This is a genomic window from Bacillus sp. jun7 (genome assembly GCF_051034795.1).
GTDB lineage: Bacteria > Bacillota > Bacilli > Bacillales > Bacillaceae > Bacillus > Bacillus velezensis.
Map to the genome: position 1 here is coordinate 2797220 of NZ_CP093219.1, position 25892 is coordinate 2823111.

Below are 25892 nucleotides of genomic sequence, written 5' to 3' on the forward strand. Positions count from 1 at the left end.
TTATCACTTAACATTTCATGAGGTGAAGGGGGTGGCGGCCGCCTGCATCGTTTCGGTATGACCATGCGGATTGTGTTTGACTATCACTAAGGGGGAATACAGATGAAACTGACACCGGTTGAACAAGAAAAATTGCTTATTTTTACGGCGGGAGAGCTCGCTAAGCAGCGGAAGGCGCGCGGCGTTCTGCTGAATTATCCCGAAGCCGCCGCATATTTGACCTGTTATCTGATGGAAGGCGCGAGAGACGGAAAAAGCGTTGCTGAGCTGATGGAATCCGGCCGCAATGTATTGACTGAAAAAGACGTTATGGAAGGCGTTGCGGAAATGCTGGACAGCATTCAGGTGGAAGCGACGTTCCCGGACGGGGTTAAGCTTGTCACCGTTCATCAGCCGATCAAAGCGGAGGTGAAGTCATGAAGCCGGGAGCGATTCAAGTCGCAAAGGGGACCATCACCATTAACGAAGGCCGGAAGACGCTGGAGGTGTCAGTCACCAATAACGGAACGCGGTCAGTGCAGGTAGGATCGCATTTTCATTTTGCCGAAGCCAACGGCGCCCTTTCCTTCAATCGGGACAAAGCCATCGGCATGCGCCTTGATATCCCGTCAGGCACATCTGTCCGTTTTGAACCGGGAGAAGAGAAAACCGTCACGCTCGTGGAAATCGGAGGGCGAAAAACGGTCAGAGGCCTCAACGGCATGGCCGATACGTACATGGATGAGCGGGGAAAAGAGAAGACGCTGTCAAATCTTAAAAAAGCCGGATGGATGGAGGAGGCGATCCGATGAAAATGTCGCGTGAGCAATACGCAGAACTGTTCGGACCGACAACGGGAGACAAAGTCAGACTCGGAGATACGGATTTATGGATTGAAGTCGAAAAAGATTTCACGAATTACGGGGAAGAAATGATTTTCGGCGGAGGGAAAACAATCCGGGACGGCATGGGGCAGAACGGGCGTATCACCGGGAAAGACGGAGCGCTTGATCTGGTCATTACAAACGCCGTCATCCTGGATTATACCGGAATCGTCAAGGCGGATATCGGGGTGAAGGACGGCCGGATTGTCGGCGTCGGGAAAAGCGGCAACCCTGATATGATGGATGGGGTGGACCCGCACATGATTATCGGTGCCGGAACAGAAGTCATTTCCGGCGAAGGGAAAATCGTAACGGCCGGCGGGGTGGATACGCATATCCACTTTATCTGCCCGCAGCAGATGGAAGTCGCGCTTTCTTCAGGCGTGACCACGCTTCTCGGCGGCGGAACAGGTCCTGCGACGGGAAGTAAAGCGACGACTTGTACATCCGGTGCATGGTACATGTCGAGAATGCTGGAAGCGGCCGAGGAGTTTCCGATCAATGTCGGTTTCTTAGGAAAAGGAAATGCATCCGATAAAGCGCCGCTGATCGAGCAGGTGGAAGCAGGCGCGATCGGCCTGAAGCTGCATGAAGATTGGGGATCAACGCCAAGCGCCATTAAAGCTTGCATGGAAGCAGCGGATGAGGCGGACATTCAGGTGGCGATCCACACAGACACGATAAATGAAGCGGGCTTTTTAGAAAATACGCTTGATGCGATCGGCGACCGGGTTATCCATACATATCACATAGAGGGAGCCGGCGGAGGCCATGCACCGGATATTATGAAACTCGCATCTTACGCCAATATCCTGCCGTCCTCTACGACGCCGACGATTCCATATACCGTCAACACGATGGACGAGCATCTTGATATGATGATGGTCTGCCATCATTTAGATTCAAAAGTGCCTGAAGACGTGGCGTTCAGTCATTCACGCATCAGAGCGGCCACCATTGCGGCGGAGGATATTCTGCACGATATCGGCGCGATCAGCATGACGTCATCTGACTCGCAGGCGATGGGCAGGGTGGGAGAAGTGATTATCCGGACATGGCAGGTGGCCGATAAAATGAAAAAACAGCGCGGCGCTCTATCGGGAGAAAACGGCAATGACAATGTGCGCGCCAAACGCTATATCGCCAAATACACGATCAACCCGGCTGTCACTCACGGTCTGAGCCATGATGTCGGTTCCGTTGAAAAAGGAAAGCTCGCCGACCTCGTACTATGGGACCCGGTTTTCTTCGGCGTCAAACCTGAACTTGTGCTCAAAGGCGGCATGATTGCCCGCGCCCAGATGGGAGATCCGAATGCTTCCATTCCGACGCCTGAGCCCGTGTTTATGCGGCAGATGTACGCATCATACGGTAAAGCAAACCGCAATACCTCTATTACATTTATGTCCCAGGCCGGTATCGCAAACGGTGTGCCGGAAAAGCTCGGCCTTGAAAAAATGATTTCTCCCGTACGGAATATCCGTAAGCTGAGTAAGCTCGACATGAAGCTGAATGACGCGATGCCGAATATACATGTCGATCCGAAAACCTATCAGGTGTTCGCCGACGGAGAAGAGCTGGCATGCCAGCCCGTCAGCTATGTTCCGCTAGGACAGCGTTATTTCTTATTTTAATCCCTCTCCGGCCGGTTTCCCGCCGGCCTGTTTACCCTCTATTGCCAACTTGATTTCATCCTGCCGCCCGTTTTAGTGTATATTAGTAGTTGACAAACAAATGAAATGTAACTATTTTGGTTACAATGGTGGTGAAAAACATGATTAACAGCCGTCTTGCTGTGGCCATTCACATTTTATCGCTGATCTCAACGGATGAACGGGCGTCATCGGACATGATTGCGGGCAGCGTAAACACCAATCCCGTCGTAGTGCGGAGAACGATCAGCCAGCTGAAAAAAGCGGGTATTCTGACATCCCGGGCGGGTGTTCCGGGAGCCAGCCTGAAAAAAGATCCGTCGGAGATCACCCTCTTAGAGGTTTACAGGGCGGTGCAGAATAAGGAAGAGCTTTTTGCGGTTCACGACAATCCGAATCCCGACTGTCCGGTCGGCAAAAATATTCAGCGCGCGCTCGATGAGACGTTCGGAAGCGTACAGCGGGCAATGGAGAATGAACTTGCGAGCAAGTCCCTTTATGATGTAATGAATCATCTCTTTTGTTAAAAAGAGATGGGTTCATGCCGCTAGACGTGTAACGGAAATGGTTACAATGGGTAATGAGGAAATCACGGTTTTGGCTCCATATTCAGACAAGCCTGGATGCGGGATTGCGATCTGTTTAATGAAGAAAACCTCCGAAACTAAAGGAGGTGGTAACCGGGATATTTTTATTTTGCTTAAGGCTTATGTGAAGGTGTCTGTTGTAAGCGGGTTACCAAAAAAAGACGGAACTCTTATTTTAATACGCGCTAAAAAAACTGATGGAGAATATCCTGCCTCCGGTAATGCCAAAACCGTTCGCCTCTTCACAATCATTATAAAATTTCTCAAGGAACGATCAGCAGCCCGTTAGCTGCCCCTCATTAGAGATGAGCTGTTACCACACTGTTACATTAGAACTTCCGCTGCTTTTATATCCTTCTGTCGCTAAGACTTGATAAGCCCAATTACTGCCCAGATTCATTCCATGGCTCTTCCATGCGTTAACATGATTGCTGAAAGTGATTGCAGCGTTGCTTCCGGTCGGTCTCTTCGACTGGCGGACACTCCAGTACTGCGTAAAAGTAGTGTTATCGCCATCAATGGAAGGTGCGTTATAACGTGTCGTTGTATATATGTCATATGTACCTCCATCACTCTTTACAGTACCTTTATACGTTCCGGTAGGTCTGTAAGTACCCCATGAATCCACCACATAATATTCGATGAGGGGCGATCTCGTCCAGCCATATAAAGTCAAATATCCATTGCCGTTCGGCGCCCAAACACCGGCATTATAGTTTATTGTTCTAAATGGCGAGCCTGTAGTCCAGCCTTTACCAACAACGAAATTCCCGGTATTTGACCAATTAACACTGTAATTTCCGCCAGAGCCATTGACTGCGTTTACTGTCCCGCCCCCGTCAGTCCAATTTTGCCAGTAATCTGTGCCAGCTGCAGAGGCGGTTGCCGAAAACATGCTGATACTCATGAAAGCAGCCGTTAATCCCACTAAGAATTTCTTTTTAAACTTAAACATATGTTACCTCCTATACTATTTTTTCTGACTTTGACATGAGGCAGCACTCGTAAATATTTAACGAACGCCAACGCTTTTGATCGTTCCTTTCAATATAATAGCATGAATACATGGGTGAATATTAAGAACAATTGTAATTTAATTACAAAGACCCAAAAAATTGTATGATGAGTGGTCTTGTACCGCCATAGCCTTATTTCGCAGAACTGAGTGATTTCAGTTGAAACTCTGAGGAAACGTTTTATTTGAAAAAACTTTTTTGTCGAAAGAATATCTGCATACAGCGTCAATGCTGTTCGCCGCCGTATTGGCAAATCCAAAGCAGAAAAACTTTACCGTTGTCGGAGAAGCGGAATAAGAAAAAATCCCGGGCGGATGCGCCGGGATTTTCCTTTTTAATATGTATTAGCATCAATATTATTAAACGCGTCGTCCACGATGCCGAGCGTCATGAGGACAATGAAAAGAACGATACCGAGAACGGACAAGCCGACCGTCACGATCAGATAGATCCCCTGCATTTTCACGAACTTTGCATAATTCTCCAGCATATGTTCCTCTGTCAGTTCATTGAACTGCGCCGCCATCTGTCCCGCTTCATTTGCCGAGCGCATCAGAAAAATGCCGGCAATGATCTGCAGAACGCCGGGAATGGCTCCGATTAAAAAGAAAAACGCGCCCGAAAGCGCCGCAAACGCGCCTATAATAATAAACAAAATACCTGTCGCTTTTCCCCATTTCGAAATAGAAATAAGCGAACGATTCACTGATTCAGGTTTCAAACCATGGCACTCCTTTATAAAAAAATACTCACTTTTCATTTATACACTATTCGGTCATTCTTTTGAATATAAAATGTGTTTTTTCAAGCCGTTTCCGTTTTTATATCAGAAAATTCCCGGGAAACATCCCGGGAATTACAAAATCGGCGACAGAAGTCTTGAAATCGATTCTTTAATGCGGATCCGCAGCGAACGCTCCTGATATTCTTCATACGTATATTTTCTGGAGACGAGCAGATCTTCTTTAAATGAGGAAATGAGTTTTTTCGCGATGGTGACGTCATAAATAAAGGCGTTGACTTCAAAATTAAGTCTGAAGCTTCTGACGTCGATATTTGCCGTACCGACTGAAGCCGTCTCATCATCGACGACAATCGTTTTTGCATGAATAAAGCCGTTATCGTAAATGTAGACTGAGGCTCCGGCTTTCAAAAGATCGCCGATGTAAGATAAAGTCGCCCAGTAAACGAAAGCGTGATCCGGTTTGTTCGGGATCATGATTTTGACGTCAATGCCTGACAGACAGGCGATCCTGAGGGCATCCAAAAGACTTGAGTCAGGAATAAAGTAAGGCGTCTGAATCAGGATCGACCGTTTGGCCGTTGAGATCATCTTGATATAGCCGTTTTTAATTTGTTCCCATTCTGAATCCGGTCCGCTCGTGACAATCTGCATCCCGACATTGCCCTTCGGCTCGCATTCCGGAAAATGATTCGGAACGTAAGTGAGCGTATGGTGATGGGAAGCTTGGTTCCAATCGAGAATAAACCGTGTCTGAATGGCGTGTACCGCCGTGCCTTGAAGTCTGAGGTGCGTATCGCGCCAGTAGCCGAATTTCGGATTCAGGCCGAGATATTCATCTCCGACGTTAAAGCCGCCGACATAGCCGGTTTCGCCGTCAATGATGACGAGCTTGCGGTGATTCCGATAATTGAGCCGCAAATTAATCGGACGAAGCCTGGAAGGAAAAAAGACTTCCACATGGCCGCCGGCGTCCCGCAGCGGTTTGAAGAATTTTTTTCTGAGTGATCTTGAACCGAGTTCATCATATAACACTCTGACTTTTACGCCTTCCCGTGCTTTTTTCACTAAGGCATCGCGCAATTTTTTTCCCAGTTCATCACCTTTATAAATATAGTATTGAAGGTGAATGTGATCTTTTGCGTTGGAAATGTCCTTCATTAAGCGTTTGAACTTATCGCGCCCGTCCGTTAAAATCTCCACCGAATTATCCTCTGTAAAGACTGCGTGGTTGTTCATGACAAGCATATAGATGAGGTCTTTATTATCCACAGTCGCCCTGTTGTTAAATTGGAATTGCCTCGACTTCAGATCTTTCAGCTGAAACTTCAGCAGCTTTTCTATTCCGATTTTTTTACGGTCTTCCCATTGAAACAGGTGCTTGCGTCTCAGGTTATGGCCGAATAACAGGTATAAAATAAACCCTAAAATGGGAATAAAAAAAAGAACCAAGAGCCAAGCCCATGAAGCGCTGGCATCGCGTCTTTCTTTGAAAATCATGATGACGGCCAAAAGTATATTTAAAACGAAAAAAAATCCGAATAAAATAAATGAAATGCTCACTTTGCAACCCCGCTATATCATATTTATCAAGACTGTGCCCATTAGTATTCCGACAAGTGCAGCAATCTGATTCCCATTTCAAATTATAACATTGACATTTTGAAAGAATAAAGAGCCGGAATCAAAGATGAATGCAGTTTTCTTTCAAAGAAAGTTCCGGGTGCGGTAAAATATGCATATATGAAAAAGAAGACAAAAATGACAGCAAAGGGGAGAGGGCATGAAGCTGGAGCATGCGGAACAATTGCCGGGATTCATAAAAAAAGAAATTCAGAAAATACAAATCGCCATCGCGCCGCTGATGAAAAAAAGCATCATTTACCGTTTTCTTGCTTTCCCGCTCGCCGCTTTTAGTCTGTTTCATCTGGCATCGCTTTTGATTCAGGCCCCTTCCGGGAGAGGAGCTCTCGTATCGGCCGGCATTTTTGCCCTCCTTGCGGCTCTGGGTCTTGCGTTTTTTAAGGAAGCCGGCTATCAGCGGAAACAGGTGCAAAAAACGATCCGCCTTTATATGCTGAACAGGATCAGAAAAAGCGATATTCTGTCTGAGGAACGGAAAAGCGCCTATACCCGGCTGATTGCCGAGGAGCCGTCTGCGATGAAGAGCTTTATTGAATTTTTAACGGAAGAAGACCGGAAAAAAGAAATGCTTTATTAAAAAAGAGCTGACGCGCGATCAGCTCTTTTTGTCATTCAAACACAGGGTCGTTCTCATAGTAATATGAATCAGGCGTGTCATACGTATCAGTGCTGTAATAAGCCATAATTCCGATGACAGCGAAGATGACGACTAAAATAAAAGCGAGAATGCCCAGTACCACACTGGATGCCGCGTAAAAAAACTGCATTTTGATAAATGACGCGTAATGTGCAAGCATATTTTCTTCCGCGTTTTCTTCTAGTCCTTCCTGAAGGGCGGCAGCCGCTTTTGCCGAGCGCATCAGCATGACGCCGGAAATGATGAGCAGAACACCCGGAATGGCTCCGAGCAGCGTCACAATGGCTGACAGAGCGGAAAGAGAGCCCGTGATGATCAGAAACACGGCGGTGATCTTTCCCCATTTGGCGATGTCGGCAAGGGAACGGGCTTTTTTATTGAGCGGCTGGTTTTCGTCTTTGTCTTTATCGATGGTGATCATGACAGTTCTCTCCCTAAAATGTTCAAGTCATATCGTTTTCCGTCCATTTCGGCGATACCCGGGAATACGCCCCATTCGGTAAAACCGAATTTTTCAAACAGCTTAATGCTCGGCACGTTATGTCCGAAGATAAAAGCCATCAGGCTGCGGATGCCGATTGTCGGAGCGAGTGCCAGGGCTTCTTTCAGCAGAAAGCTTCCTGCTCCTTTGCCGCGGCAATCCTGATGCAGATAGATGCTGATCTCCGCCGTTTTGTCATAGGCCGGACGGCCGTAAAACGTTTCAAAGCTGATCCAGGCCGCCACTTTGCCGGTCTCATCTTCCGCGACCATCAGCGGGCGCCGGTCCGTGTGCCGCAAAAACCAATCCATCCGGTCTGCGGGCGTCACTTCTTCCGTATCAGCCGTTACCATTCGTGAGGCAATCGTCGAGTTGTATATGGCCACCACCGCATCTAAATCCTCCAATACGGCTTTGCGCAGGGTTAAATTCATATTCCGGGATCTCCCTTCACATTTCATTACATAATTAAGTGCAATCTGCACATACTACTTCCAAAAAAGTTTTTTATGGATGTGTATATATTTTCAGAAAAGTGTTCAGAATGTTGCTGAGGTGATGAACAAATGAGAGAGGAAGAAAAGAAAACTTCTCAAGTCAAAAAACTTCAGCGGTTTTTTCGCAAACGCTGGATATTCCCTGCAATCTACTTAGTCAGTGCGGCCGTCATTTTAACAGCTGTCCTTTGGTATCAATCCGTTTCGAATGATGTGAAGGACAATCTGACGAACAACGGCGGAAACTCCGCGTATGACAGCGGCAAAGACGATGCCGTCGAAGTAGGCAAGTCAATGGAAAACGTCGCAATGCCGGCTGCTCATTCTGAAAATGTTTCTGTTGTGAAAAAGTTTTACGAATCTGATGCCGCAAAAAAAGAGAAAGAAGCAGCACTTGTTAACTATAATAACACGTACAGCCTCAGTAAAGGAATTGACTTAGCTGAGAAAGACGGAAAATCATTTGATGTTTCTGCTTCTCTGAGCGGTACGGTTGTTAAAGCTGCTAAAGACCCGGTACTGGGGTATGTGGTTGAAATTGAACACTCAGACGGCCTGTCTACTGTCTATCAGTCTTTATCTGAAGTCAGCGTGGACCAGGGCGACAAAGTAAAGCAGAACCAGGTCATCGGTAAATCCGGAAAAAATCTTTACAGTGAAGAAAGCGGAAATCACGTGCACTTTGAAATCCGCAAGGACGGCGTAGCGATGAACCCGCTCAATTTTATGGACAAGCCGGTAACATCTATTGAAAAAGCGGCGGCTGAAGAGAAAAACGCTGTGACAGAAGAAACGGAAGGGTCAATTCAGCAGTCTTCCGAGAAAAAAGATGTGACGCCTAAAAAAGAAACCGAAGAAAAACCAGGTGACAAAGAAGACGGCACAAAAGACAAGACAGATGGTAAAGATGACGGCTCAATGAAAGATTCGGGCAAGTAATCTTGATCCCAAAGCGTCTATCAGCTCTGATAGGCGCTTTTCATATTGCTGCATGTGCCTTTATACTAATAGAAAACGAAGGAGATGCTGAATGAATAAATGTCTGGCGGCCGGGTGGCTCGTCTTTGTTTTCGTTTCTGCTTTGACTGAAAGCTTTCACGATATGATTGTGTCGCAGACGGTGTCCTTCCGTTTCACGTCCCATCCGGATGTGTCCGGTTTCTTTGTGTTCGATATGGCGGAGCTCGCCATACCGGAAGCGGCGATTCAAAAGCTCGGGCACGCGTTTTCATTTTTTGTGCTCGCCTATTTGTTTTTCAGGGAGCGCAGGCGCATGAAGAGGGCGGTGCTGTATGCATTGGCCGCCGCTTTCCTGACAGAAATCGTCCAGCTCTTTTTCGGCAGAAACGGATGCCTCCGCGATGTGCTGATTGACAGTCTCGGCATTGCCGCATTCTGTGCTTTACAAAGGAAAAAGCATACAGCCAAACATACAAAAACCGGCAGTCTGTGACAGACGCCGGCTTTTTTTATATATTATGGTTTGTCGATTTGCTTTTATGAACGATACTTTCATAGATTCGCACGATCAGATCGACAATCGGACGAAGCACATTTGAAAATCTGAACAGCAGGAATCCGACAATGAGGGAAACGATAATGCTTCCGAGCACATCGATCGGATAATGATGGCCGACCCAAATTCTTGAGAAGCCGGTCAAAAGGCCGAAAATCACAAGCGGCCAGCCGAGTTTTTTGTTGCGGAACAGAATCGCAATTGAAATCGCCAAAGCGCCTGTCGTATGGTCACTCGGGAATGAAGCATCCGCGGCATGAGGGATCAGCGTATGAACCGTATGCTCGACAAAGGGGCGCGGCTCGACATAGACTTTCGTGATGAGGTAGTTGATGATAAGCGCCGCAACACCCGTGAAGCCCGCGTACAGGGCGTTTTGTCTGCCTTTTGTGCTTCCGAACAGCCACATGGCAAGCAGGAAAAGGGCGTAGGCGTAAATGGCGTATTCCGTTATAAAAACCATGATAGAGTCGAGAATGGCACTATGGTGCGACAAACCATTGATCGCTTTAAATAGTTCGTAATTCACAAATATCACCTTTTATCTTTATTTTATATGAACAGTGTAATGCTTTTTTCTATGAGACACAATTGGTATTAAAAATAATCATAAAAAAATAAACAGAATGAAACGTGACTGTATTACTGTGCGTCAAGTATGCGGGAAAAGAATAGCCGAAGGAGTTTTGTCCGTTGCTGAAACGTTTGAAAAACGCCGATCTGCCGCTTGTGTTTGTCATTATGCTGCTTTGCGGATTCGGCTTGTTAATGGTGTACAGCGCCAGTGATGTGATGGGGTCTCAGCGGTACGGAGATCCATCCTATTTCTTCCATAAACAAAGTGCCTCTTTACTGATCGGATTATGCTTATTTCTATTTGCCGCCTGTCTGCCGTATAAGCGGTATGCGCGGCTTGTACCGCTGTTTGTGGTCGGTTCGCTGATATTGCTGCTGCTCGTATTGATACCGGGAATCGGGCTGGAGCGGAATTTTTCCCGCAGGTGGCTGGGAGCGGGCCCGCTTGTCGTACAGCCGTCTGAATTGGCGAAGATCGCCATGATTTTGTATTTCGCTTCGATTTATACGAAAAAGCAACCGTACATTCATCAATTTGTGAAAGGGGTTCTGCCGCCTTTAGTAATTTTGGGGACCGCTTTTCTGCTCACTTTGGCGGAGCCTGATTTAGGGACGGCTTCCTTAATCCTGGCGGCGTGCGGGTCGATTTTATTATGTGCCGGCTTGAAAAAGCGCCATCTTTTCGTGCTCGGCGCGACGGCGGTGTCGGGGGTTGTTTATCTCGCATTTTCTGCATCCTATCGTGTGAAGCGCCTCGTTTCCTTTACCAATCCGTTTGGTGACGCGAACGGGGACGGCTATCAGCTGATTCAATCCTATTTTGCTATTTCCGGAGGCGGGTTTTTCGGCAGAGGGCTTGGAAACAGTGTTGAAAAAATGAACTATCTGCCTGAGGCGCATACCGATTTCATTATGGCCGTGATTAGTGAAGAGCTGGGGATATTCGGTGTTCTGATCGTTTTGGGATTATATTTTGCGTTAATGCTTCTCGGCGTAAAAACGGCCGTGCGGGCTGATGACCCGTTCGGGAAGCTTCTTGCCATCGGAATTACGTTTCAATTAATGTTTCAGGTTGTCTTGAATTTGGGAGCGATGAGCGGACTCCTCCCGGTTACGGGTGTGCCGCTTCCGTTTATCAGCTATGGCGGTTCTTCATTGATTATGACGCTGTTTTTGTGCGGCATACTGGTCAATATCAGTACATATGCGAAAAAACAAACCGTACGGCATAAGCGTCCTGCCCCGCATGAAAAAAAGGCTTCTTCTTTTTAATGAAGCGAGAAAAAACGCCCGGGATATTTCTGTCTCCGGGCGTTCTGTCTGTTTATAAAGCTCCTGGTCCTTCTTCTCCGGTGCGGATATTAATCGTGTTTCCGATTTCATAGACGAATATTTTTCCGTCTCCGGGCTCTCCCGTTTTCAGCACTTTTTTCGCCGTTTCCACGACTTGATCAACGGGGACCTTGCTGACAACGATTTCCACTTTCAGCCGTTCATACACATTGCTTTCAATTTTGACTCCGCGGTACAGTTCGGTGTGAGCTTTTTGAAGGCCGCAGCCGTGTACGTTGGAGAAGGTCAGCGATGTGACTCCGATTTTACCGAGTTCCTGTTTCAATGTTTCAAACTTAGCCGGACGCGTAACGATTTCTACCTTGAACATTTGACCGCTCATCTAAGCCACTCCTCACTTTATAAGTCCTGATATGCTTTTTCCCCGTGCATCGTTAAATCAAGCCCAAGTGACTCTTCTTCTTCGCTGGCGCGGAGGGGAATGAACAGACCTACAATTTTAATGATAACGAAAGTGACAATAAATACAAATACATAGGTTGCCGCAATGGCCGCAATCTGCTTCCAGAGCAGTCCCGGATCGCCGTAAAACAGTCCGTTTGCCCCGCCGTCATTGACGGAAGTGGTGGCGAATAAACCGGTCGCGATGCCGCCCCATGTCCCGCCGATTCCATGCAGGCCGAAAGCGTCAAGCGCATCATCGTATCCGAAAGTCTTTTTGAGCCAATACACGCCCCAGAAGCAGACAAGCCCGCCGATGAAACCGATTACGATGGAAGAGAACGGCGTAACGAACCCGGCAGCCGGCGTAATGGCGACAAGCCCGGCAATAGCGCCTGATACAGCACCCAGCATGGTCGGTTTTTTATTCAGCATCCATTCGATTAAAATCCAGCCGATAATTCCGGCGGCAGCCGCGGTGTTTGTGTTAATGAAGGCAAACATCGCGATACTGTCAAGCGTGAGGGCGCTGCCGACATTGAAGCCGAACCATCCGAACCAAATGAGCGCCCCGCCCAAGAACGTGTAAATTAAGTTGTGAGGCGAAGCCGCCGTGCCGTCCTTGCGTTTCCCGAGCACAATCGCCAGCACGAGCCCGGCGACCCCGGAAGAAATGTGGACGACGTTTCCGCCTGCGAAGTCAAGAGCGCCCATTTGGCCGATCCAGCCGCCGCCCCATACCCAGTGCGCAACGGGCGTATATACGAGGGAAGCCCACAAAAAGGAAAATACAAGAAAAGCACTGAATCTCATGCGTTCAGCAAATGCTCCGGAAATAATGGCCGTCGTCAGTACGGCAAACGTCATTTGGAACATCATGAATAATGAATGCGGGATCGTATCACTATAACTTCCGGGTTCAAAGCCGACCCCCTTCAGTCCGGCCCATTCAATCCCGCCAAGCCATGTATTCCCGGGGGCAAAAGCAAGTGAATATCCGTACAAAACCCAAACGACGGATACGATGGCGAGGGAAGAAAAACTGTGCATCGCCGTGCTGAGCACGTTTTTGCTTTTTACCATTCCGCCGTAAAACAAAGCCAGCCCGGGGGTCATCAGCCACACGAGTAAAGCGCAAAAGAACATAAATACTGTATCGCCCATCTGCATGTTGTATTCCTCCGTCTCATTCAGAATGTAATTGTGATTAATTCATTATTATAGAGAAAAAAGAACGATAAAACATTTTCGTGTAAGGTTATCTGACATGGTTTTTTGCGTTCATAATGCTGCTTTTTCAAATGGGTGCCGTGCGACTTTATATCCATAAAAAGAGCGCCGGAGCACGGCGGAAGAAATCCTGTCCGGGAAAGAGTAAAATAAACGGGGTGAGAAACACTAACTGCATCAGGAGGAATCATTATGACAACATCATTAAATCTGCAATTTGAAAAAACGGCTTTGGTCCTTATTGATTTACAAAAAGGCATTGTGCCGATGGATAAAAGCGGTACCGTTGTGCCGAACGCGAAAAAATTAATTGATGTGTTCCGGGAAAAAGGCGGATTTATCAGCTTTGTGAACGTGGATTTTCATGACGGAGCGGATGCGCTGAAGCCGCTGACGGATGAAGAGGCGGCGGGCCATTCGGCTCCGCCGGCGGACTGGGCTGAATTTGTGCCTGACATCGGAGTGAAAGAAAATGATTATACGGTAACAAAACGGCAGTGGGGCGCGTTTTTCGGCACGGACCTGGACCTTCAGCTCAGAAGACGGGGGATCGACACGATTGTGTTATGCGGGATTGCGACAAACATCGGTGTGGAGAGCACGGCGCGAGAAGCTTTTCAGCTCGGGTATCAGCAAGTTTTCGTAACTGACGCGATGGCGACATTCAGCGATGAACAGCACGAAGCGACACTCAAGTTTATCTTCCCGAAAATCGGCAGAAGCCGGACGACGGAAGAATTTATCGCACAGACAAAATGACAATCTCCAAAAAAAGCCGCGTCCTGTTCTTGACAGCCGTGGCTTCGGGGACGATGCTGAACCCATTGAACTCGTCGATGATTTCTCTTGCGCTTCACAGTATTCAGCATGAATTTCACCTGTCGTTTACAACGGTGTCCTGGCTGATATCGTCCTTTTATCTGGCCAGCGCGGTGGCGCAGCCTGTTACCGGGAAGCTCGGTGATATGCTCGGCAGGAAGAAGCTGTTTTTGATCGGGCTTCTGCTTGTTGCCGTCTCAGCGGTCGGCGCGCCGTTTGCGCCGACTTTTATGACTTTGCTGGTCATGCGGCTTTTTCAATCGATCGGAAGCAGCGCGATATATCCGTCCGGCGTCGGATTGATCCGTTCAAATATACAGGAGAAGCAGGCTTCGGCGCTGGCCGTCCTGTCAATCTTTGCATCAGCCATGACGGCGCTCGGTCCGACTCTCGGCGGTTTTCTGATCGTTTGGGGAGGGTGGCCGGCGATCTTTTTCGTCAATCTGCCGTTTATCATCCTCAGCTTTTTTCTCGGAATGTATATGTTTCCGAAAGATGAAAAACGCGAGATCGGCGGCTTGAAAGGCGTGCTCCGCCAGCTTGATACGATCGGGATACTTCTGTTTGCCGGAGCGATTATCCTTCTCCTGTCGTTTTTATTGTCCTTCAGTACGAAGCCTCACTATACAGAAGGCGTATTCGGGCTTTTGTTTGTCGGGCTGTTTATCTGGCGCGAGCTGAAAACGGAGAAGCCGTTTATAGATGTCAGGCTGTTTAAAACGCATCGGAAACTATCGTCGGTGTATATTCAATTTATTTTGCTGAATATATTCTTTTACTGCATCTTTTTCGGGCTTCCGAGCTATTTTCAGGATGAAATGCATTTGTCCGTTCAGACAAGCGGATTGATTATGCTGTTTATGTCGGGCATGAGTATTCTGGTGTCGCCTTTGACCGGAAAATGGATAGATAAGAAAGGGCTTCTTCAGCCGATTGTTGCCGGAACCTGCCTGACCGCGATCGGGGCGGTGCTGTTAACGTTTTTCTTTCTTCAGGCGCCCATGATAGGAAAAGGGCTGATCCTGTCCGTGCTTGGTGTCGGCTACGGCTTCGGAAATGTCACGTTTCAGGCGGCCATGCTGAAAACGAGCCCCGCCGACATGGTCGGAACAACGTCCGGCCTGTTTCAGACCTGCAGGTATCTCGGTTCGATTTTGTCTTCTGTCATTTTGGGCATTCTTTTCGGGAAAGAAATTACCGCCGCCCATTTTCATATGCTTGGGACGATTCTTATCGTTGTCGGCGCCGTAAGCCTTTTGATGGCGTTCCGGTTTTCGGTTCTCCTCAAAAAAGCCTCTTAACAGGCGCGAAAAAAAGAGACGGGCTCTCCCCGTCTCTTTTTTTGTGTAATGTGCTCAAAAATCAAAACGATTATTGTCGACAGCGACCAATGTTATTTACGGAATTTTCAGTTATATTTTTTCACATGTGATGTAAGGAAAACGTACATGCGGGAGGGAGAAAATGACAAAAATAACGAGTGATCGGCTAAGCAACAAAGATTTACTGCCTTTAGAAGACGGCGAACGGACATGGAAGGCGGTGAATTTTGCATCCATCTGGATGGGTTGTATTCATAATATCCCGACCTACGCGACTGTGGGCGGGCTCATTGCGATCGGCCTTTCTCCGTGGCAGGTGCTCGCCATTATCGTGACGGCGTCACTGATTTTGTTCGCCGCTTTGGCCTTGAACGGCCATGCCGGAACGAAATACGGCCTGCCTTTTCCGGTCATTATCAGGGCTTCTTACGGAATATACGGCGCTAACATTCCGGCGCTTCTCAGGGCATTTACAGCCATCATGTGGCTCGGAATTCAAACATTTGCCGGGAGCACTGCCTTACACATTCTGCTTTTGAACATATGGCCGGGCTGGGGGGAGTCTCGGCGGAGATTGGAATATATTCGGGCTTCATCTGCCGGGCTTTCTGTCGTTCATTTTCTTTTGGGGCATTCATCTGCTTGTGCTGCTGCACGGCATGGAATCGATCAAAAAATTTGAAGTGTGGGCGGGCCCGCTTGTTTATCTCGTCTTCGGCGGCATGGTCTGGTGGGCGATAGATATTGCCGGCGGGCTCGGTCCGATTTACTCACAGCCGGGAAAGTTCCATACATTTTCTGAAACGTTTTGGCCGTTTGCCGCCGGAGTGACGGGCATTATCGGAATATGGGCGACGCTCATCCTGAATATCCCTGACTTCACCCGGTTCGCCGCGTCGCAAAAAGAACAGATTCGCGGCCAGTTTTACGGGCTGCCGGGAACGTTTGCGCTGTTTGCGTTTGCAAGCATCACGGTGACATCCGGATCACAGGTAGCATTCGGAGAACCGATTTGGGATGTGGTGGAGATTTTGGCCCGGTTTGATAATCCTTTCGTTATCGCTCTTTCGGTCATCACACTTTGCATCGCCGCCGTCTCGGTTAACGTGGCGGCAAACATCGTGTCACCGGCCTATGACTTGGCGAATGTCCTGCCGAAGTATATTACATTCAGAAGGGGAGGGTATTTGACCGCCGTTTTGGCTCTGTTCACAATACCGTGGAAGCTGATGGAGAGCGCCACGAATGTATATGCGTTTCTCGGACTCATCGGCGGGATGCTCGGACCGGTGGCCGGGGTGATGATGGCTGATTATTTTATTATCAGAAAAAGGCAGCTCTCAGTTGAAGACCTTTATTCAGAAACCGGACAGTACACTTATTACAAAGGCTATAATTACCGGGCCTTTGCCGCGACGTTTCTCGGCGCGTTTATTTCTTTAATCGGGATGTACGTCCCGGCGTTCGCCGGCATCTATGATATCTCCTGGTTTGCGGGTGTCATTTTGTCATGTCTCGGTTATACGGCGCTTATGTACATTCATCCTCCTTATGCAAAAGCGGAGGGACGAATCGTGCGGGAAAGAGCGGCCGAATAAAAAAAGCCGGGGGCTGCCCCCGGCTTTTTGTCATATCAGTCTGCGATTGAAACGTTTCCGTCCGCTTCAAGCGGCGTTCTTTTTTTCTGGCTCCAGCCATACAGGAGCAAAGCAATCAGGACGAACAGCCCCGCTGCCAGATAAATCGAATGGAATCCGGCCGAAGCGACGAAGAGGCCGAATACATATGACCCGCCGGCAATCCCGCTGTCAAAGAAAGTGAAGAAGGTCGCCGTCGCAAAGCCTGAACGGTGTCCGGGCGAATTTTGAATCGCCAGCGTCTGCATACACGGTACGATAGAGCCGTATCCGAGACCGATTACGGCACCGGACAAGAGAAGCATGAAGGCGCTGTTTGTCATCGCCAGCATGCAAAGCCCCGCGGAAAACACGATAATCGACGGATAGATGACGATTCCCGGCCCCACTCTGTCAAACAGCTTTCCTGTGAAAGGACGGGCGGCCATCATCGTCACGGCGAAACAGACGAAGAAATAGCCGCTGACATCCAACAGGTGGATCGTCTTTGCATAAACGGATAAATATGAAGTCACACTTGAATAACAGAAAGAAATGGACAACCCGACAATCGCGATTTTAAGCGCGCCTTTTTCAAACATGTCGGAGAAAGAAAAACGGAACACAGTCGTTCCGCTGTTGTTTTGATCCGGCACACGAATCATAAAAGCAATCAGCAAGCCTAAAGAAACAAATACAGCAAAAAGCGTAAAGAACACCGGGAACGATATGATTTTCACAAGGCTCAGTCCGAGAAACGGACCGATCGCCATGGCAAGGTTCATAGACATCGCAAAGTAACCGAGCCCCTCGCCGCGCCGCTTGGCGGGAATAAGGTCAGCGGCAATTGCGCCCGTGACCGTCGTTAAAATGCTGAACCAGATGCCTTGGAAAAAACGCAGTCCGAGCAGCAGATAGAAATTGTGTATCGGCAAATACAGATAAGAAGACAGGGCGAACAGCGCCAGAGATACAATCGTCATTCTTTTCTTGCCGAACCGTTCAATAATCGCCCCTGAAAAAGGACGGGTGATAATAGCAGATAACAGGAACAGGCTGATCAAAAGCCCTCCTTGCGATTCACTGCCGCCAAGCTCCTGAATCATATAGATAGGCAGCACGGCCAAAAATGTATAAAAGAACACAAAGACAAATAAATTCACGAGTACGACCATAATAAAATCTTTGGTCCAGATCGAGTCAGATTTACTCAAAAGTACAGCACTTCCCTTTCTTTTTTATTTCGTTAAAAACACATTCAGAAACTCAGAAAAAGCTTCCTTATCTCCATCTTGGAAATCCGCAAGCATGTCTTCCTCGAACTTCAGCATCTCTTGATTGATGCTGTTGTATTTCAATTCAGCTTCCTTCGTCAGGACGACGAGCTTTTCCCGCTTGTCTTCTCCCTGTTCCCGCTGAATCCAGCCGTTTTCTTCAAGGCGTTTGATCGTTCTGGTAACGGTCGGCGCCTCTACGTTCAGATAAGACCAGATTTCTTTTTGGGTCATCGGTCCGATCGTTTTTAAGCAATATAGGATTGACCATTGAGAGGAGTACAGGCCGAATGGTTCCAGCCGTTCATTGGCTTTCTTCGTAATCAGGCGGGCGCATTGATTGATTTGATGAATGAGGCGTCTGTTGACGTGGATCATTTCCGTTCTCCTTTTCAAAAAACTTACCTAAGTAACTAATTGTGCTGTTTCATTCTACAGCAGGATCGCGCGGATGTAAACCCCCCGTTCAAAAAGCAGAAAATTATGACCCGCCCCTTGTCCTTATTGAGTTTTTAGCATATTCCCAATTCATTGCTAATACACTGTTACAAACCTATCAAAGAGAGTGTTTGAGGTGAGGGATCGTGGGCATATTTCTAAAACCTTCTTATATAATCGGACAACGAAGAAGCTGCATCATCAGTGAATCTGTTACAGAATACGGATCTCATTTCACACTTCTCACATCCAACTGGGGAGGTCGAGTGGTGTGCACGATTACATCAAAGAGCGAACAATCAAGATTGGTAAGTATATCGTGGAGACGAAAAAAACCGTTCGTGTCATTGCGAAAGAGTTTGGTGTTTCCAAAAGTACCGTACACAAAGATCTGACAGAACGCCTGCCTGAAATCAATCCTGACTTGGCGAATGAAGTAAAAGAAATACTCGATTATCATAAATCCATCAGACATTTAAGAGGGGGCGAGGCGACGAAATTAAAGTACAAGAAGGATGAAATTCTTGAAGGGGAGCCCGTTCAGCAGCCGTAGCGCCTGACGTCTGCCGGGCCCTTTTTTCTCCTCCGGGCGGTTTCGCGAATATCCGCAAAATTTTGTCAAGAACTTATATCGTTCAGCAGCTTTTTTTTGATAAATTATGATAATATATATAATTAGGGCACAATGTGGATATTTTACTGTGAAACAGATATCAAGGAGGATATAAATAGATGTTTGCAAGGGATATTGGAATTGACCTCGGTACTGCAAATGTACTGATCCATGTAAAAGGAAAAGGAATTGTTCTGAATGAGCCTTCCGTTGTGGCACTTGATAAAAACAGCGGCAAAGTGCTGGCTGTCGGTGAAGAAGCCAGACGAATGGTTGGACGTACACCTGGGAATATTGTTGCGATCCGTCCGCTGAAAGACGGCGTAATCGCAGACTTCGAAGTAACAGAAGCCATGCTGAAACATTTCATTAATAAGCTGAATGTAAAAGGACTTTTCTCAAAACCGCGCATGCTGATCTGCTGCCCGACGAATATTACATCCGTTGAGCAGAAAGCGATTAAAGAAGCAGCTGAAAAAAGCGGCGGAAAGCATGTGTACCTTGAAGAAGAACCGAAAGTTGCCGCTATCGGCGCGGGTATGGAAATCTTCCAGCCGAGCGGTAACATGGTTGTTGACATCGGAGGCGGTACGACAGATATCGCAGTTATTTCTATGGGCGATATTGTCACCTCCTCTTCTATTAAGATGGCTGGGGACAAGTTTGACATGGAAATCTTAAATTATATCAAACGCGAGTATAAGCTGCTGATCGGTGAACGTACCGCTGAAGATATTAAGGTGAAGGTCGCAACGGTTTTCCCAGACGCACGTCATGAAGAAATCACCATCCGCGGCCGTGACATGGTTTCCGGTCTGCCGAGAACGATTACAGTAAACAGCAAAGAAGTGGAAGAAGCCCTTCGTGAATCAGTTGCCGTCATTGTGCAGGCCGCCAAGCAGGTTCTTGAAAGAACACCGCCTGAATTGTCCGCTGACATCATCGACCGCGGCGTTATCATTACCGGCGGGGGAGCGCTGTTAAACGGGCTTGACCAGCTTCTTGCCGAAGAGCTGAGGGTGCCTGTTCTTGTCGCTGAGAACCCGATGGATTGTGTTGCGGTCGGAACCGGCGTCATGCTGGATAACATGGACAAGCTTCCAAAACGCAAACTGAGCTGATGATAAAACCTCATTCTGAAAAAGAATGGGGTTTTTTTCTGTCAAACCCTTCACGAACGGGAATGTAAATCCGATAATAAGAAAAAATGCTGATTTTCATTATAGAACAAATGTTCCGGTGAGGCAACTGGAAATAATGCTATTTCAGAGGTGGAAGACTTGTTAAAAGGATTATATACCGCAACGTCCGCAATGATTACACAGCAGAGAAGAACGGAAATGCTGTCAAATAACATCGCAAACGCGAATACGTCAGGATACAAAGAGGATCAAGGTTCAATCCGCGCCTTTCCCGAGATGCTTCTGAGCCGAATAGAAGGCGACAAAAAAACGAAAATCGGTTCCGTCAACACAGGCGTATACATGCAGGAGCTGAAACCGTTGTTTACGCAGGGAAGCCTGAAAACGACCGATCAGCCGACCGATATCGCGCTTATGGAGAATCAGGTTCCCAAGAATGCCGAAACGAATGAAAACGCCGAGCTGTTTTATCCCGTGCAGACCGCGGGCGGCGTCCGCTATTCAAAAAGCAGCACTTTCTCATTAAATGAAAACAATCAGCTTACGATAAACGGAAACCTTGTTTTATCAACAAACGGACAGCCGATTACAGTCGACAATGAAAAATTCACCGTATCAGAAAACGGAACGGTCACGACAAACGGCCGGCCGGCGGGGCAGATTGACATCAGAATGGAAGAAGACGTGCGCAATCTGAAACGGGACGGCAATGACCTATACAGCACGGCCGACGGCTCTGAACTGCCGAGCGCGGCGGCGAATCCCCAGGTCTCGTATTCATTAAAGCAAGGCGTCTCGGAGCTTTCGAATGTGGACGTGACGAGCACGTATACAGAAATGACGGAAGCATACAGATCATTTGAAGCCAATCAGAAAGTCATTCAGGCTTACGATAAAAGCATGGATAAAGCCGCAAATGAAATCGGCAAAGTGTAACAAAATGGGGGACGTTCAATTATGATGCTCAGATCAATGCTGACGGCTTCAACAGCCTTAAATCAGCTTCAGCAGCAGATGGATACAGTCAGCAGCAACCTTTCAAACAGTGATACGACAGGCTATAAAGCGAGGGACTCCCGCTTTTCCGAGCTGATCAGACAGCAGTATGACCATATAGATGACAAAAAGGAAAATTCGCCGAACATGCGGAAAACGCCGCCCGGCCTGCGTCTCGGCGCCGGGACGGTCATGACTCCGCAGCTGGACTCAGGGCAGGGAAGCATCAAAAAAACCGACCGTGACCTTGATATCGCGTTCACCTCACCTTATCAATATCTTCAGGCAGAAGCGGACGGACGGCGGGTGTATACAAGGGACGGCTCACTTTCCCTCAAGCCGGCCGGCGGAAATGACCGGCTGCTTCAGCTGATGACAGCGGGAGGCAATCCCATTCTCGATGAGAACGGCCAGCCCATACAAATTGACAGTTCGCTGAATCAGCTGAAAATCAGCAAAACCGGAACGCTGACTGCTTCAGACCAGGCAGGAACCCGTTCGCAGACGTTTAATCTCGGCATCGTCAATGTCAATAATCCTCAGGCCCTTCATGCGGAAGGGGATAATCTGTTTTCCGTAAACGGAGAAGGGGCTTCAGCGATTGAAGAGCTTACCGGCGCAAACCGGCAGGCAATCGGCATGGAGCAGGGCGCGCTTGAAAGTTCAAATGTCGATATGTCAAAAGAAATGACCGACTTAATCGTGTCTCAGCGTTCCTATCAGCTGAACAGCCGCACGATTACATTGGGAGACCAAATGCTGGGCTTAATCAACTCAGTCAGATAAAAGAAGGGGCGTTTTGATCAGCCGCGCATGATAAAAAATGCGGCTTTCTCAAAATCGCCCTTTTTTTTGTAGTAATCAGTAATATCCTGAAGCAGCACTTCCAAATCCACCCACGCTTCAATTTTCTGCAGCTCCAGCACGAGTTTCTGCAATCGGTCGTACGGGTCCTCCTGAGCGGTGTACAGTATGTTGAGCGCGGTCAGCTTCAATTTCATAATCTTGTTCTGCACTTTTTCAGATATGTATAAACCTTTCTGCAGCACGGTTTGTCCTTCGGCGGCATATCCGGTTTTAAAAAGTGCTCTGACCGCTTCGTATACACAATGCAGGTAGGAAACGGGAGACTCTTTCTCGAAACGCTGATTGCCCAATACCTTTTTGTAAAAAGGGAGGGCCTCTTTATCTTTTTTCTGGGCGGTCTTTAAAAAACCAAAATTATAATAGGCGTGGCACAGCAGGTTATTGTCATTGATCCGGTCCATTATCTTTATGGATTCATTAAAGAGCTGTTCTGCGTCTTCATAGCGTGCCTCGTCTATGTAATTCACGGCGAGAAGCAGCCGGCAGCTGAGCGTTTTTTTGATGTAGCCGAATTCACCTTGATAGATTTCCAGCGCTTTATTGACATATTGAATGGAGAGCGCAGGCGACTTCATCATGTAATATGCACCCGCTGTTTTATAATAAAATTCAGCGGCTTCGAAACGGTCCTGAATGGCCGGCAGGTACTGTTCAGCTTCTTTAAAGCGGCAGACAGCACGGTTCGGAGCGCCATTCACCATATGGAATAACCCTTTGAAAAAATAGAAATAATAAGTTAATTCATGATCCATCTCATCTTTGCGCCGCTTCAGCTCGCAGAACAATTTAGTCAGACCGTCTTTTTTCTCAAACAGCAGCTGAAACCGTGCGAAAAACAGCTGATATCTGAGTTTGAGCTTTGCATTCTTTTGTAATTTGGGGAGATGCTGATTGATTTGTTCGTGAAGGGAACGGGCTAGATCGAATTGGCGTTTTCCCATGGCGTCATACCACTCATTCAGCATCACCAGCGTACGTTTTTCAGTAAACTTAGCAATCATCTTCCAACCTCTTTGCATAGGGTAAAAATCTTTATTTATCATAACACATTAATGGACGAGGCTCATTGCCAGCTGGTTACAGTTTACAGCGCGGTTGAAAAAGAAATTGATTCATAATATACTTCCAAATGTACAGATTGGTTAGCACATATACCTTCTATACATACTATTGTCGATGAAGGAGATGTCAAGAAAATGCTTGATACTCAGCAAATTAAAGAAATTATTCCCCATCGCTATCCGTTTCTTCTGGTAGACAGAATTACGGAAGTCGAAGAAGGAAAACGGGCGGCGGGATATAAAAATGTGACGGCGAATGAAGATTTTTTCAACGGCCATTTTCCTGAATACCCTGTTATGCCGGGTGTCTTAATCGTAGAGGCTTTGGCGCAGGTCGGAGCGGTTGCGATGCTGATTAAAGAAGAAAACCGGGGCAGACTCGCATTTTTTGCGGGGATTGATAACTGCCGTTTCAAAAAGCAGGTAAAACCGGGTGACAAGCTGGAGCTTGAGGTTGATATTACCCGCGCGCGCGGTACGATCGGACGCGGCAAAGGCGTTGCCAAAGTTGACGGCGAGCTCGTGTGTGAAGCTGAATTAACATTTGCGCTCGGAGAATAAAAACAAACGAATGGGCTTATAAAAAAGCCCATTTTGTATAGAAAGGGGTGAATGTAATGTGGTCAGAATTTAAAAGCTTTGCGATGCGGGGCAATATCATGGATCTGGCAATCGGTGTCGTCATCGGCGGCGCTTTCGGCAAAATTGTGACGTCGCTCGTTGAAGACATCATCATGCCGCTTGTCGGCCTGCTTCTTGGCGGTCTTGACTTTTCAGGGCTGGCCGTGACATTCGGCGATGCTCATATCAAGTACGGAAGCTTCATTCAAACGATTGTGAACTTCTTCATTATTTCATTTTCTATCTTTATCGTGATCCGCACAATAGGCAAGCTGAGACGTAAAAAAGAAGCAGAAGAAGAGGCTGAAGAAGCAGAAGACACAGATCAGCAGACAGAACTGCTGACTGAAATCAGAGATCTGCTGAAACAGCGGGCTCCTCACAATGACTAGGGCACAAAAAAAGGCTGGATGATTAACGTCCGGCCTTTTTTATGATTATAATTTTTGTTTAAACGCTTCAATCAGCCGGCTGCCCGAGTAGCCTTCTTTTACGAGCGACTCCAGAATGCTTTCTGATCCGGGGTGGTTTCTTGACACCATTTGACCGTAAATTAAAACTTGTATACTCTTTTCCAGCTCCACGATATTTTTGATGCTTCCCGTCAGCTGGGCGGGGCGGTTGCTTTTTTTCGTAATCGTTACAAACACCTTCGCTTCTTTCTGGCTTTTCATCAGCATGTCAAAAAAAGAAAAGTGTTCGGCCGGGACCAGTGCTTCAATTAACCAGTGATTTTCTCCGTCCTCTTTGTTGATAATCAATCCGTCTAAAAGGGGAAACTGTTCAATCGGCTGATCGTCTTTATCTAAACGTTCCACATTCAGATCAACCAGTTTAAAGGTTTTCATCTCTTATTTTCACCCCTGTTGTCCATGTTTTTCGTTCATTTATTATAACACATATCATTTTTCCCGGGAAAATGCTGTAAGACATGCTTCATCATTTTTGTAGGCGGTCAACATTTAATCATTTCTATTTTTTCATTATAATGTAAAAGAATATGGTCATGGAGAGATGCTTATGAATCAATTGCGCCTGAAGGAAATCTATATAGAAGACGGTTCAAGGCGAAAAGACGATCATTCCTACTTGGTATGCAAAAAGGAAGATTGTGAGGTGCATCTTAACAGAAGGGGAAATGTCGTCTTTTTATATGAAACAAAAGACCGCATGGAACAGTATAAAATTCAGCTTTCACTGACTGATAAAAAGCTGAGTTTTTACTGGTTCGCATGGGACGGCGGAAAGTTTGTCCGCATGTTTGAGAAAGACTGGCTCAAAACGAAACTTTTCTCGCGGCTGCTCAAAAATACATATTACATAAGCGGTCAAAAACAAAAGTTTTTTTTATCAGAAAGAAAAACAAAGACATAAAAGCAGCCTAAACGGATAACGGCTTTTTCCGCTTTTTGCTTTCATGAGCCCTTGTACTACAATGAAGCCAGCCTCGAAAAAGAGAGGAGGATACGGCTTGTTTAACCACGTTATGCTTGTCGGCCGGCTGACGAAAGATCCGGAGCTCCGTTTTACATCAGCGGGCATTCCCGTCGCGCATATTACGTTGGCAGTAAACCGCAATTTTAAAAGCGCGTCGGGTGAAACCGGAACCGACTTCGTCAACTGCACCATCTGGAGAAAAAACGCTGAAAACACGGCATTGTACTGCCAAAAAGGGTCAATGGTCGGTGTAAGCGGCAGAATCCAGACGAGAAGCTATGAAAAGACAGACGGCGTAAAAGTTTATGTGACCGAGGTCATGGCTGATACCGTTCGGTTTATGGATCAGAAACGGAAAGAGCCGCTGGCTGAATAGCATGCTTTTTTCCTCGATTTCCCGCCTTTCAGCGGGCCCCGCAATACCTCCTTCCCACTCGCCAGTCGAAAGACTGGTTTTTTTGTGCGGAAGCTGAAAAATGGTTAAAAAGAAGTGATTTTGCTTATAAATACT

General features: G+C 47.3%; 31 protein-coding genes and 1 pseudogene. 20 read left to right on the forward strand and 12 right to left on the reverse strand.

The features are described from left to right. Positions 1–102 precede the first annotated feature (102 nt). The 5 genes from ureA (at position 103) to MJQ52_RS13685 (ending at position 3391) form a co-directional block, all read left to right on the forward strand. Positions 103–420 (forward strand): urease subunit gamma, encoded by a 318-nt coding sequence (gene ureA, locus MJQ52_RS13665; RefSeq protein ID WP_003151198.1) that lies wholly within the window; start codon positions 103–105, stop codon positions 418–420. Next, on the forward strand, positions 417–791 hold the full coding sequence (ureB, locus tag MJQ52_RS13670) for an urease subunit beta (RefSeq protein WP_003151199.1): 375 nt from the start codon (positions 417–419) through the stop codon (positions 789–791). Before ureA ends, ureB begins: the two co-directional genes overlap by 4 nt. Next, entirely contained in the window at positions 788–2497 is a 1710-nt protein-coding gene (ureC, locus tag MJQ52_RS13675) for an urease subunit alpha (RefSeq protein WP_003151201.1), read from the forward strand. Before ureB ends, ureC begins: the two co-directional genes overlap by 4 nt. Positions 2498–2637: 140 nt before the next feature. Continuing rightward, entirely contained in the window at positions 2638–3042 is a 405-nt protein-coding gene (locus MJQ52_RS13680; RefSeq protein ID WP_003151203.1) for an Rrf2 family transcriptional regulator, read from the forward strand. Between the two features lie 46 nt (positions 3043–3088). Next, complete coding sequence (locus MJQ52_RS13685) at positions 3089–3391, forward strand: hypothetical protein (RefSeq protein ID WP_225630116.1); 303 nt, start codon at positions 3089–3091, stop codon at positions 3389–3391. A gap of 24 nt (positions 3392–3415) precedes the next feature. Here MJQ52_RS13685 and xynA read toward each other — a convergent pair whose 3' ends face one another. The 3 genes from xynA to cls form a co-directional block, all read right to left on the reverse strand. After that, entirely contained in the window at positions 3416–4057 is a 642-nt protein-coding gene (gene xynA, locus MJQ52_RS13690; protein WP_003151206.1) for an endo-1,4-beta-xylanase XynA, read from the reverse strand. Positions 4058–4452: 395 nt separating this feature from the next. After that, entirely contained in the window at positions 4453–4839 is a 387-nt protein-coding gene (locus tag MJQ52_RS13695; protein WP_003151208.1) for a DUF5362 family protein, read from the reverse strand. A 135-nt stretch (positions 4840–4974) separates the two neighbouring features. Further along, entirely contained in the window at positions 4975–6423 is a 1449-nt protein-coding gene (gene cls / locus MJQ52_RS13700; RefSeq protein ID WP_003151210.1) for a cardiolipin synthase, read from the reverse strand. Positions 6424–6643: 220 nt separating this feature from the next. Between cls and MJQ52_RS13705 the strand changes: the two genes are divergently transcribed. Further along, the gene (locus tag MJQ52_RS13705) at positions 6644–7081 is read left to right on the forward strand and encodes a DUF5392 family protein (protein WP_007614328.1); all 438 of its coding nucleotides are present in this window, start codon (positions 6644–6646) and stop codon (positions 7079–7081) included. A 31-nt stretch (positions 7082–7112) separates the two neighbouring features. Here MJQ52_RS13705 and MJQ52_RS13710 read toward each other — a convergent pair whose 3' ends face one another. After that, complete coding sequence (locus MJQ52_RS13710; RefSeq protein WP_003151216.1) at positions 7113–7562, reverse strand: DUF5362 family protein; 450 nt, start codon at positions 7560–7562, stop codon at positions 7113–7115. Continuing rightward, positions 7559–8056 (reverse strand): GNAT family N-acetyltransferase, encoded by a 498-nt coding sequence (locus MJQ52_RS13715; RefSeq protein ID WP_003151217.1) that lies wholly within the window; start codon positions 8054–8056, stop codon positions 7559–7561. Before MJQ52_RS13715 ends, MJQ52_RS13710 begins: the two co-directional genes overlap by 4 nt. 132 nt (positions 8057–8188) lie before the next feature. Here MJQ52_RS13715 and MJQ52_RS13720 point away from each other — a divergent pair, with 132 nt between their 5' ends. After that, complete coding sequence (locus MJQ52_RS13720) at positions 8189–9058, forward strand: M23 family metallopeptidase (RefSeq protein ID WP_017418752.1); 870 nt, start codon at positions 8189–8191, stop codon at positions 9056–9058. Between the two features lie 91 nt (positions 9059–9149). Further along, the gene (locus MJQ52_RS13725) at positions 9150–9572 is read left to right on the forward strand and encodes a VanZ family protein (RefSeq protein WP_014305992.1); all 423 of its coding nucleotides are present in this window, start codon (positions 9150–9152) and stop codon (positions 9570–9572) included. Positions 9573–9588: 16 nt separating this feature from the next. On the opposite strand, the gene MJQ52_RS13730 is transcribed toward MJQ52_RS13725, so the two are convergent. After that, the gene (locus MJQ52_RS13730; RefSeq protein ID WP_003151220.1) at positions 9589–10164 is read right to left on the reverse strand and encodes an undecaprenyl-diphosphatase; all 576 of its coding nucleotides are present in this window, start codon (positions 10162–10164) and stop codon (positions 9589–9591) included. 164 nt (positions 10165–10328) lie between these two features. Here MJQ52_RS13730 and ftsW point away from each other — a divergent pair, with 164 nt between their 5' ends. After that, on the forward strand, positions 10329–11483 hold the full coding sequence (ftsW, locus tag MJQ52_RS13735; RefSeq protein WP_015387586.1) for a putative lipid II flippase FtsW: 1155 nt from the start codon (positions 10329–10331) through the stop codon (positions 11481–11483). Positions 11484–11535: 52 nt separating this feature from the next. On the opposite strand, the gene MJQ52_RS13740 is transcribed toward ftsW, so the two are convergent. Together MJQ52_RS13740 and MJQ52_RS13745 are read right to left on the reverse strand one after the other, a co-directional pair. Then, positions 11536–11886, reverse strand: a complete 351-nt coding sequence (locus tag MJQ52_RS13740; RefSeq protein ID WP_003151222.1) for a P-II family nitrogen regulator — start codon at positions 11884–11886, stop codon at positions 11536–11538. A 17-nt stretch (positions 11887–11903) separates the two neighbouring features. Beyond that, positions 11904–13115: an ammonium transporter gene (locus MJQ52_RS13745; RefSeq protein WP_003151223.1), complete on the reverse strand. Its 1212-nt coding sequence runs from the start codon at positions 13113–13115 to the stop codon at positions 11904–11906. Positions 13116–13367: 252 nt separating this feature from the next. Here MJQ52_RS13745 and MJQ52_RS13750 point away from each other — a divergent pair, with 252 nt between their 5' ends. The 3 genes and pseudogenes from MJQ52_RS13750 to MJQ52_RS13760 all read left to right on the forward strand — a co-directional run bounded on the left by MJQ52_RS13750 (position 13368) and on the right by MJQ52_RS13760 (position 16914). After that, on the forward strand, positions 13368–13934 hold the full coding sequence (locus MJQ52_RS13750; protein WP_039063775.1) for an isochorismatase family protein: 567 nt from the start codon (positions 13368–13370) through the stop codon (positions 13932–13934). Beyond that, the gene (locus MJQ52_RS13755) at positions 13931–15295 is read left to right on the forward strand and encodes an MFS transporter (protein ID WP_265210214.1); all 1365 of its coding nucleotides are present in this window, start codon (positions 13931–13933) and stop codon (positions 15293–15295) included. The genes MJQ52_RS13750 and MJQ52_RS13755 overlap by 4 nt, the downstream gene beginning before the upstream one ends. Before the next feature lie 163 nt (positions 15296–15458). Next, positions 15459–16914: pseudogene (locus tag MJQ52_RS13760) on the forward strand (NCS1 family nucleobase:cation symporter-1). A 35-nt stretch (positions 16915–16949) separates the two neighbouring features. Here the strand turns inward: MJQ52_RS13760 and MJQ52_RS13765 are convergent. Continuing rightward, positions 16950–18146 carry an MFS transporter gene (locus MJQ52_RS13765; RefSeq protein ID WP_014305989.1) on the reverse strand — a complete coding sequence of 399 codons (1197 nt, stop codon included), beginning with the start codon at positions 18144–18146 and terminating at the stop codon, positions 16950–16952. Positions 18147–18170: 24 nt separating this feature from the next. Next, positions 18171–18584: a MarR family winged helix-turn-helix transcriptional regulator gene (locus MJQ52_RS13770; RefSeq protein ID WP_014305988.1), complete on the reverse strand. Its 414-nt coding sequence runs from the start codon at positions 18582–18584 to the stop codon at positions 18171–18173. Between the two features lie 331 nt (positions 18585–18915). Between MJQ52_RS13770 and spoIIID the strand changes: the two genes are divergently transcribed. The 4 genes from spoIIID to MJQ52_RS13790 all read left to right on the forward strand — a co-directional run bounded on the left by spoIIID (position 18916) and on the right by MJQ52_RS13790 (position 22181). Continuing rightward, the gene (gene spoIIID / locus MJQ52_RS13775) at positions 18916–19197 is read left to right on the forward strand and encodes a sporulation transcriptional regulator SpoIIID (protein ID WP_003151236.1); all 282 of its coding nucleotides are present in this window, start codon (positions 18916–18918) and stop codon (positions 19195–19197) included. 179 nt (positions 19198–19376) lie between these two features. Further along, complete coding sequence (gene mbl, locus MJQ52_RS13780; RefSeq protein WP_003151237.1) at positions 19377–20378, forward strand: cell shape-determining protein Mbl; 1002 nt, start codon at positions 19377–19379, stop codon at positions 20376–20378. Between the two features lie 159 nt (positions 20379–20537). Beyond that, positions 20538–21335 (forward strand): flagellar hook-basal body protein, encoded by a 798-nt coding sequence (locus tag MJQ52_RS13785; RefSeq protein ID WP_007614310.1) that lies wholly within the window; start codon positions 20538–20540, stop codon positions 21333–21335. 24 nt (positions 21336–21359) lie between these two features. Next, positions 21360–22181, forward strand: coding sequence for a flagellar hook-basal body protein (locus tag MJQ52_RS13790; RefSeq protein ID WP_151140331.1), 822 nt, complete (start codon positions 21360–21362; stop codon positions 22179–22181). A gap of 17 nt (positions 22182–22198) precedes the next feature. Here MJQ52_RS13790 and MJQ52_RS13795 read toward each other — a convergent pair whose 3' ends face one another. Then, positions 22199–23263 (reverse strand): tetratricopeptide repeat protein, encoded by a 1065-nt coding sequence (locus MJQ52_RS13795; RefSeq protein WP_265210216.1) that lies wholly within the window; start codon positions 23261–23263, stop codon positions 22199–22201. Positions 23264–23458: 195 nt separating this feature from the next. Between MJQ52_RS13795 and fabZ the strand changes: the two genes are divergently transcribed. Together fabZ and mscL are read left to right on the forward strand one after the other, a co-directional pair. Further along, positions 23459–23884, forward strand: coding sequence for a 3-hydroxyacyl-ACP dehydratase FabZ (gene fabZ, locus MJQ52_RS13800; protein WP_003151242.1), 426 nt, complete (start codon positions 23459–23461; stop codon positions 23882–23884). Between the two features lie 56 nt (positions 23885–23940). After that, complete coding sequence (gene mscL, locus MJQ52_RS13805) at positions 23941–24336, forward strand: large conductance mechanosensitive channel protein MscL (protein ID WP_015418395.1); 396 nt, start codon at positions 23941–23943, stop codon at positions 24334–24336. Between the two features lie 45 nt (positions 24337–24381). On the opposite strand, the gene MJQ52_RS13810 is transcribed toward mscL, so the two are convergent. After that, complete coding sequence (locus tag MJQ52_RS13810) at positions 24382–24792, reverse strand: YwpF-like family protein (RefSeq protein WP_003151245.1); 411 nt, start codon at positions 24790–24792, stop codon at positions 24382–24384. Positions 24793–24964: 172 nt separating this feature from the next. On the opposite strand from MJQ52_RS13810, the gene MJQ52_RS13815 reads away from it, so the two are divergent. Together MJQ52_RS13815 and MJQ52_RS13820 are read left to right on the forward strand one after the other, a co-directional pair. After that, positions 24965–25318 (forward strand): hypothetical protein, encoded by a 354-nt coding sequence (locus MJQ52_RS13815; RefSeq protein ID WP_003151247.1) that lies wholly within the window; start codon positions 24965–24967, stop codon positions 25316–25318. Positions 25319–25415: 97 nt separating this feature from the next. After that, positions 25416–25757: a single-stranded DNA-binding protein gene (locus MJQ52_RS13820; RefSeq protein ID WP_003151249.1), complete on the forward strand. Its 342-nt coding sequence runs from the start codon at positions 25416–25418 to the stop codon at positions 25755–25757. Positions 25758–25892: the final 135 nt, after the last annotated feature.

Excerpts from the sequence above, each read along its gene's own strand:
- ureA (WP_003151198.1), top strand. The coding sequence starts at position 103 with ATGAAACTGACACCGGTTGAACAAGAAAAATTGCTTATTTTTACGGCG.
- ureB (WP_003151199.1), top strand. The coding sequence starts at position 417 with ATGAAGCCGGGAGCGATTCAAGTCGCAAAGGGGACCATCACCATTAAC.
- ureC (WP_003151201.1), top strand. The coding sequence starts at position 788 with ATGAAAATGTCGCGTGAGCAATACGCAGAACTGTTCGGACCGACAACG.
- MJQ52_RS13680 (WP_003151203.1), top strand. The coding sequence starts at position 2,638 with ATGATTAACAGCCGTCTTGCTGTGGCCATTCACATTTTATCGCTGATC.
- MJQ52_RS13685 (WP_225630116.1), top strand. The coding sequence starts at position 3,089 with ATGGGTAATGAGGAAATCACGGTTTTGGCTCCATATTCAGACAAGCCT.
- xynA (WP_003151206.1), bottom strand. The coding sequence starts at position 4,057 with ATGTTTAAGTTTAAAAAGAAATTCTTAGTGGGATTAACGGCTGCTTTC.
- MJQ52_RS13705 (WP_007614328.1), top strand. The coding sequence starts at position 6,644 with ATGAAGCTGGAGCATGCGGAACAATTGCCGGGATTCATAAAAAAAGAA.
- MJQ52_RS13710 (WP_003151216.1), bottom strand. The coding sequence starts at position 7,562 with ATGATCACCATCGATAAAGACAAAGACGAAAACCAGCCGCTCAATAAA.
- MJQ52_RS13715 (WP_003151217.1), bottom strand. The coding sequence starts at position 8,056 with ATGAATTTAACCCTGCGCAAAGCCGTATTGGAGGATTTAGATGCGGTG.
- MJQ52_RS13720 (WP_017418752.1), top strand. The coding sequence starts at position 8,189 with ATGAGAGAGGAAGAAAAGAAAACTTCTCAAGTCAAAAAACTTCAGCGG.
- MJQ52_RS13725 (WP_014305992.1), top strand. The coding sequence starts at position 9,150 with ATGAATAAATGTCTGGCGGCCGGGTGGCTCGTCTTTGTTTTCGTTTCT.
- MJQ52_RS13740 (WP_003151222.1), bottom strand. The coding sequence starts at position 11,886 with ATGAGCGGTCAAATGTTCAAGGTAGAAATCGTTACGCGTCCGGCTAAG.
- MJQ52_RS13745 (WP_003151223.1), bottom strand. The coding sequence starts at position 13,115 with ATGCAGATGGGCGATACAGTATTTATGTTCTTTTGCGCTTTACTCGTG.
- MJQ52_RS13750 (WP_039063775.1), top strand. The coding sequence starts at position 13,368 with ATGACAACATCATTAAATCTGCAATTTGAAAAAACGGCTTTGGTCCTT.
- MJQ52_RS13755 (WP_265210214.1), top strand. The coding sequence starts at position 13,931 with ATGACAATCTCCAAAAAAAGCCGCGTCCTGTTCTTGACAGCCGTGGCT.
- MJQ52_RS13770 (WP_014305988.1), bottom strand. The coding sequence starts at position 18,584 with ATGATCCACGTCAACAGACGCCTCATTCATCAAATCAATCAATGCGCC.
- mbl (WP_003151237.1), top strand. The coding sequence starts at position 19,377 with ATGTTTGCAAGGGATATTGGAATTGACCTCGGTACTGCAAATGTACTG.
- MJQ52_RS13790 (WP_151140331.1), top strand. The coding sequence starts at position 21,360 with ATGCTCAGATCAATGCTGACGGCTTCAACAGCCTTAAATCAGCTTCAG.
- MJQ52_RS13795 (WP_265210216.1), bottom strand. The coding sequence starts at position 23,263 with ATGATTGCTAAGTTTACTGAAAAACGTACGCTGGTGATGCTGAATGAG.
- fabZ (WP_003151242.1), top strand. The coding sequence starts at position 23,459 with ATGCTTGATACTCAGCAAATTAAAGAAATTATTCCCCATCGCTATCCG.
- mscL (WP_015418395.1), top strand. The coding sequence starts at position 23,941 with ATGTGGTCAGAATTTAAAAGCTTTGCGATGCGGGGCAATATCATGGAT.
- MJQ52_RS13810 (WP_003151245.1), bottom strand. The coding sequence starts at position 24,792 with ATGAAAACCTTTAAACTGGTTGATCTGAATGTGGAACGTTTAGATAAA.
- MJQ52_RS13815 (WP_003151247.1), top strand. The coding sequence starts at position 24,965 with ATGAATCAATTGCGCCTGAAGGAAATCTATATAGAAGACGGTTCAAGG.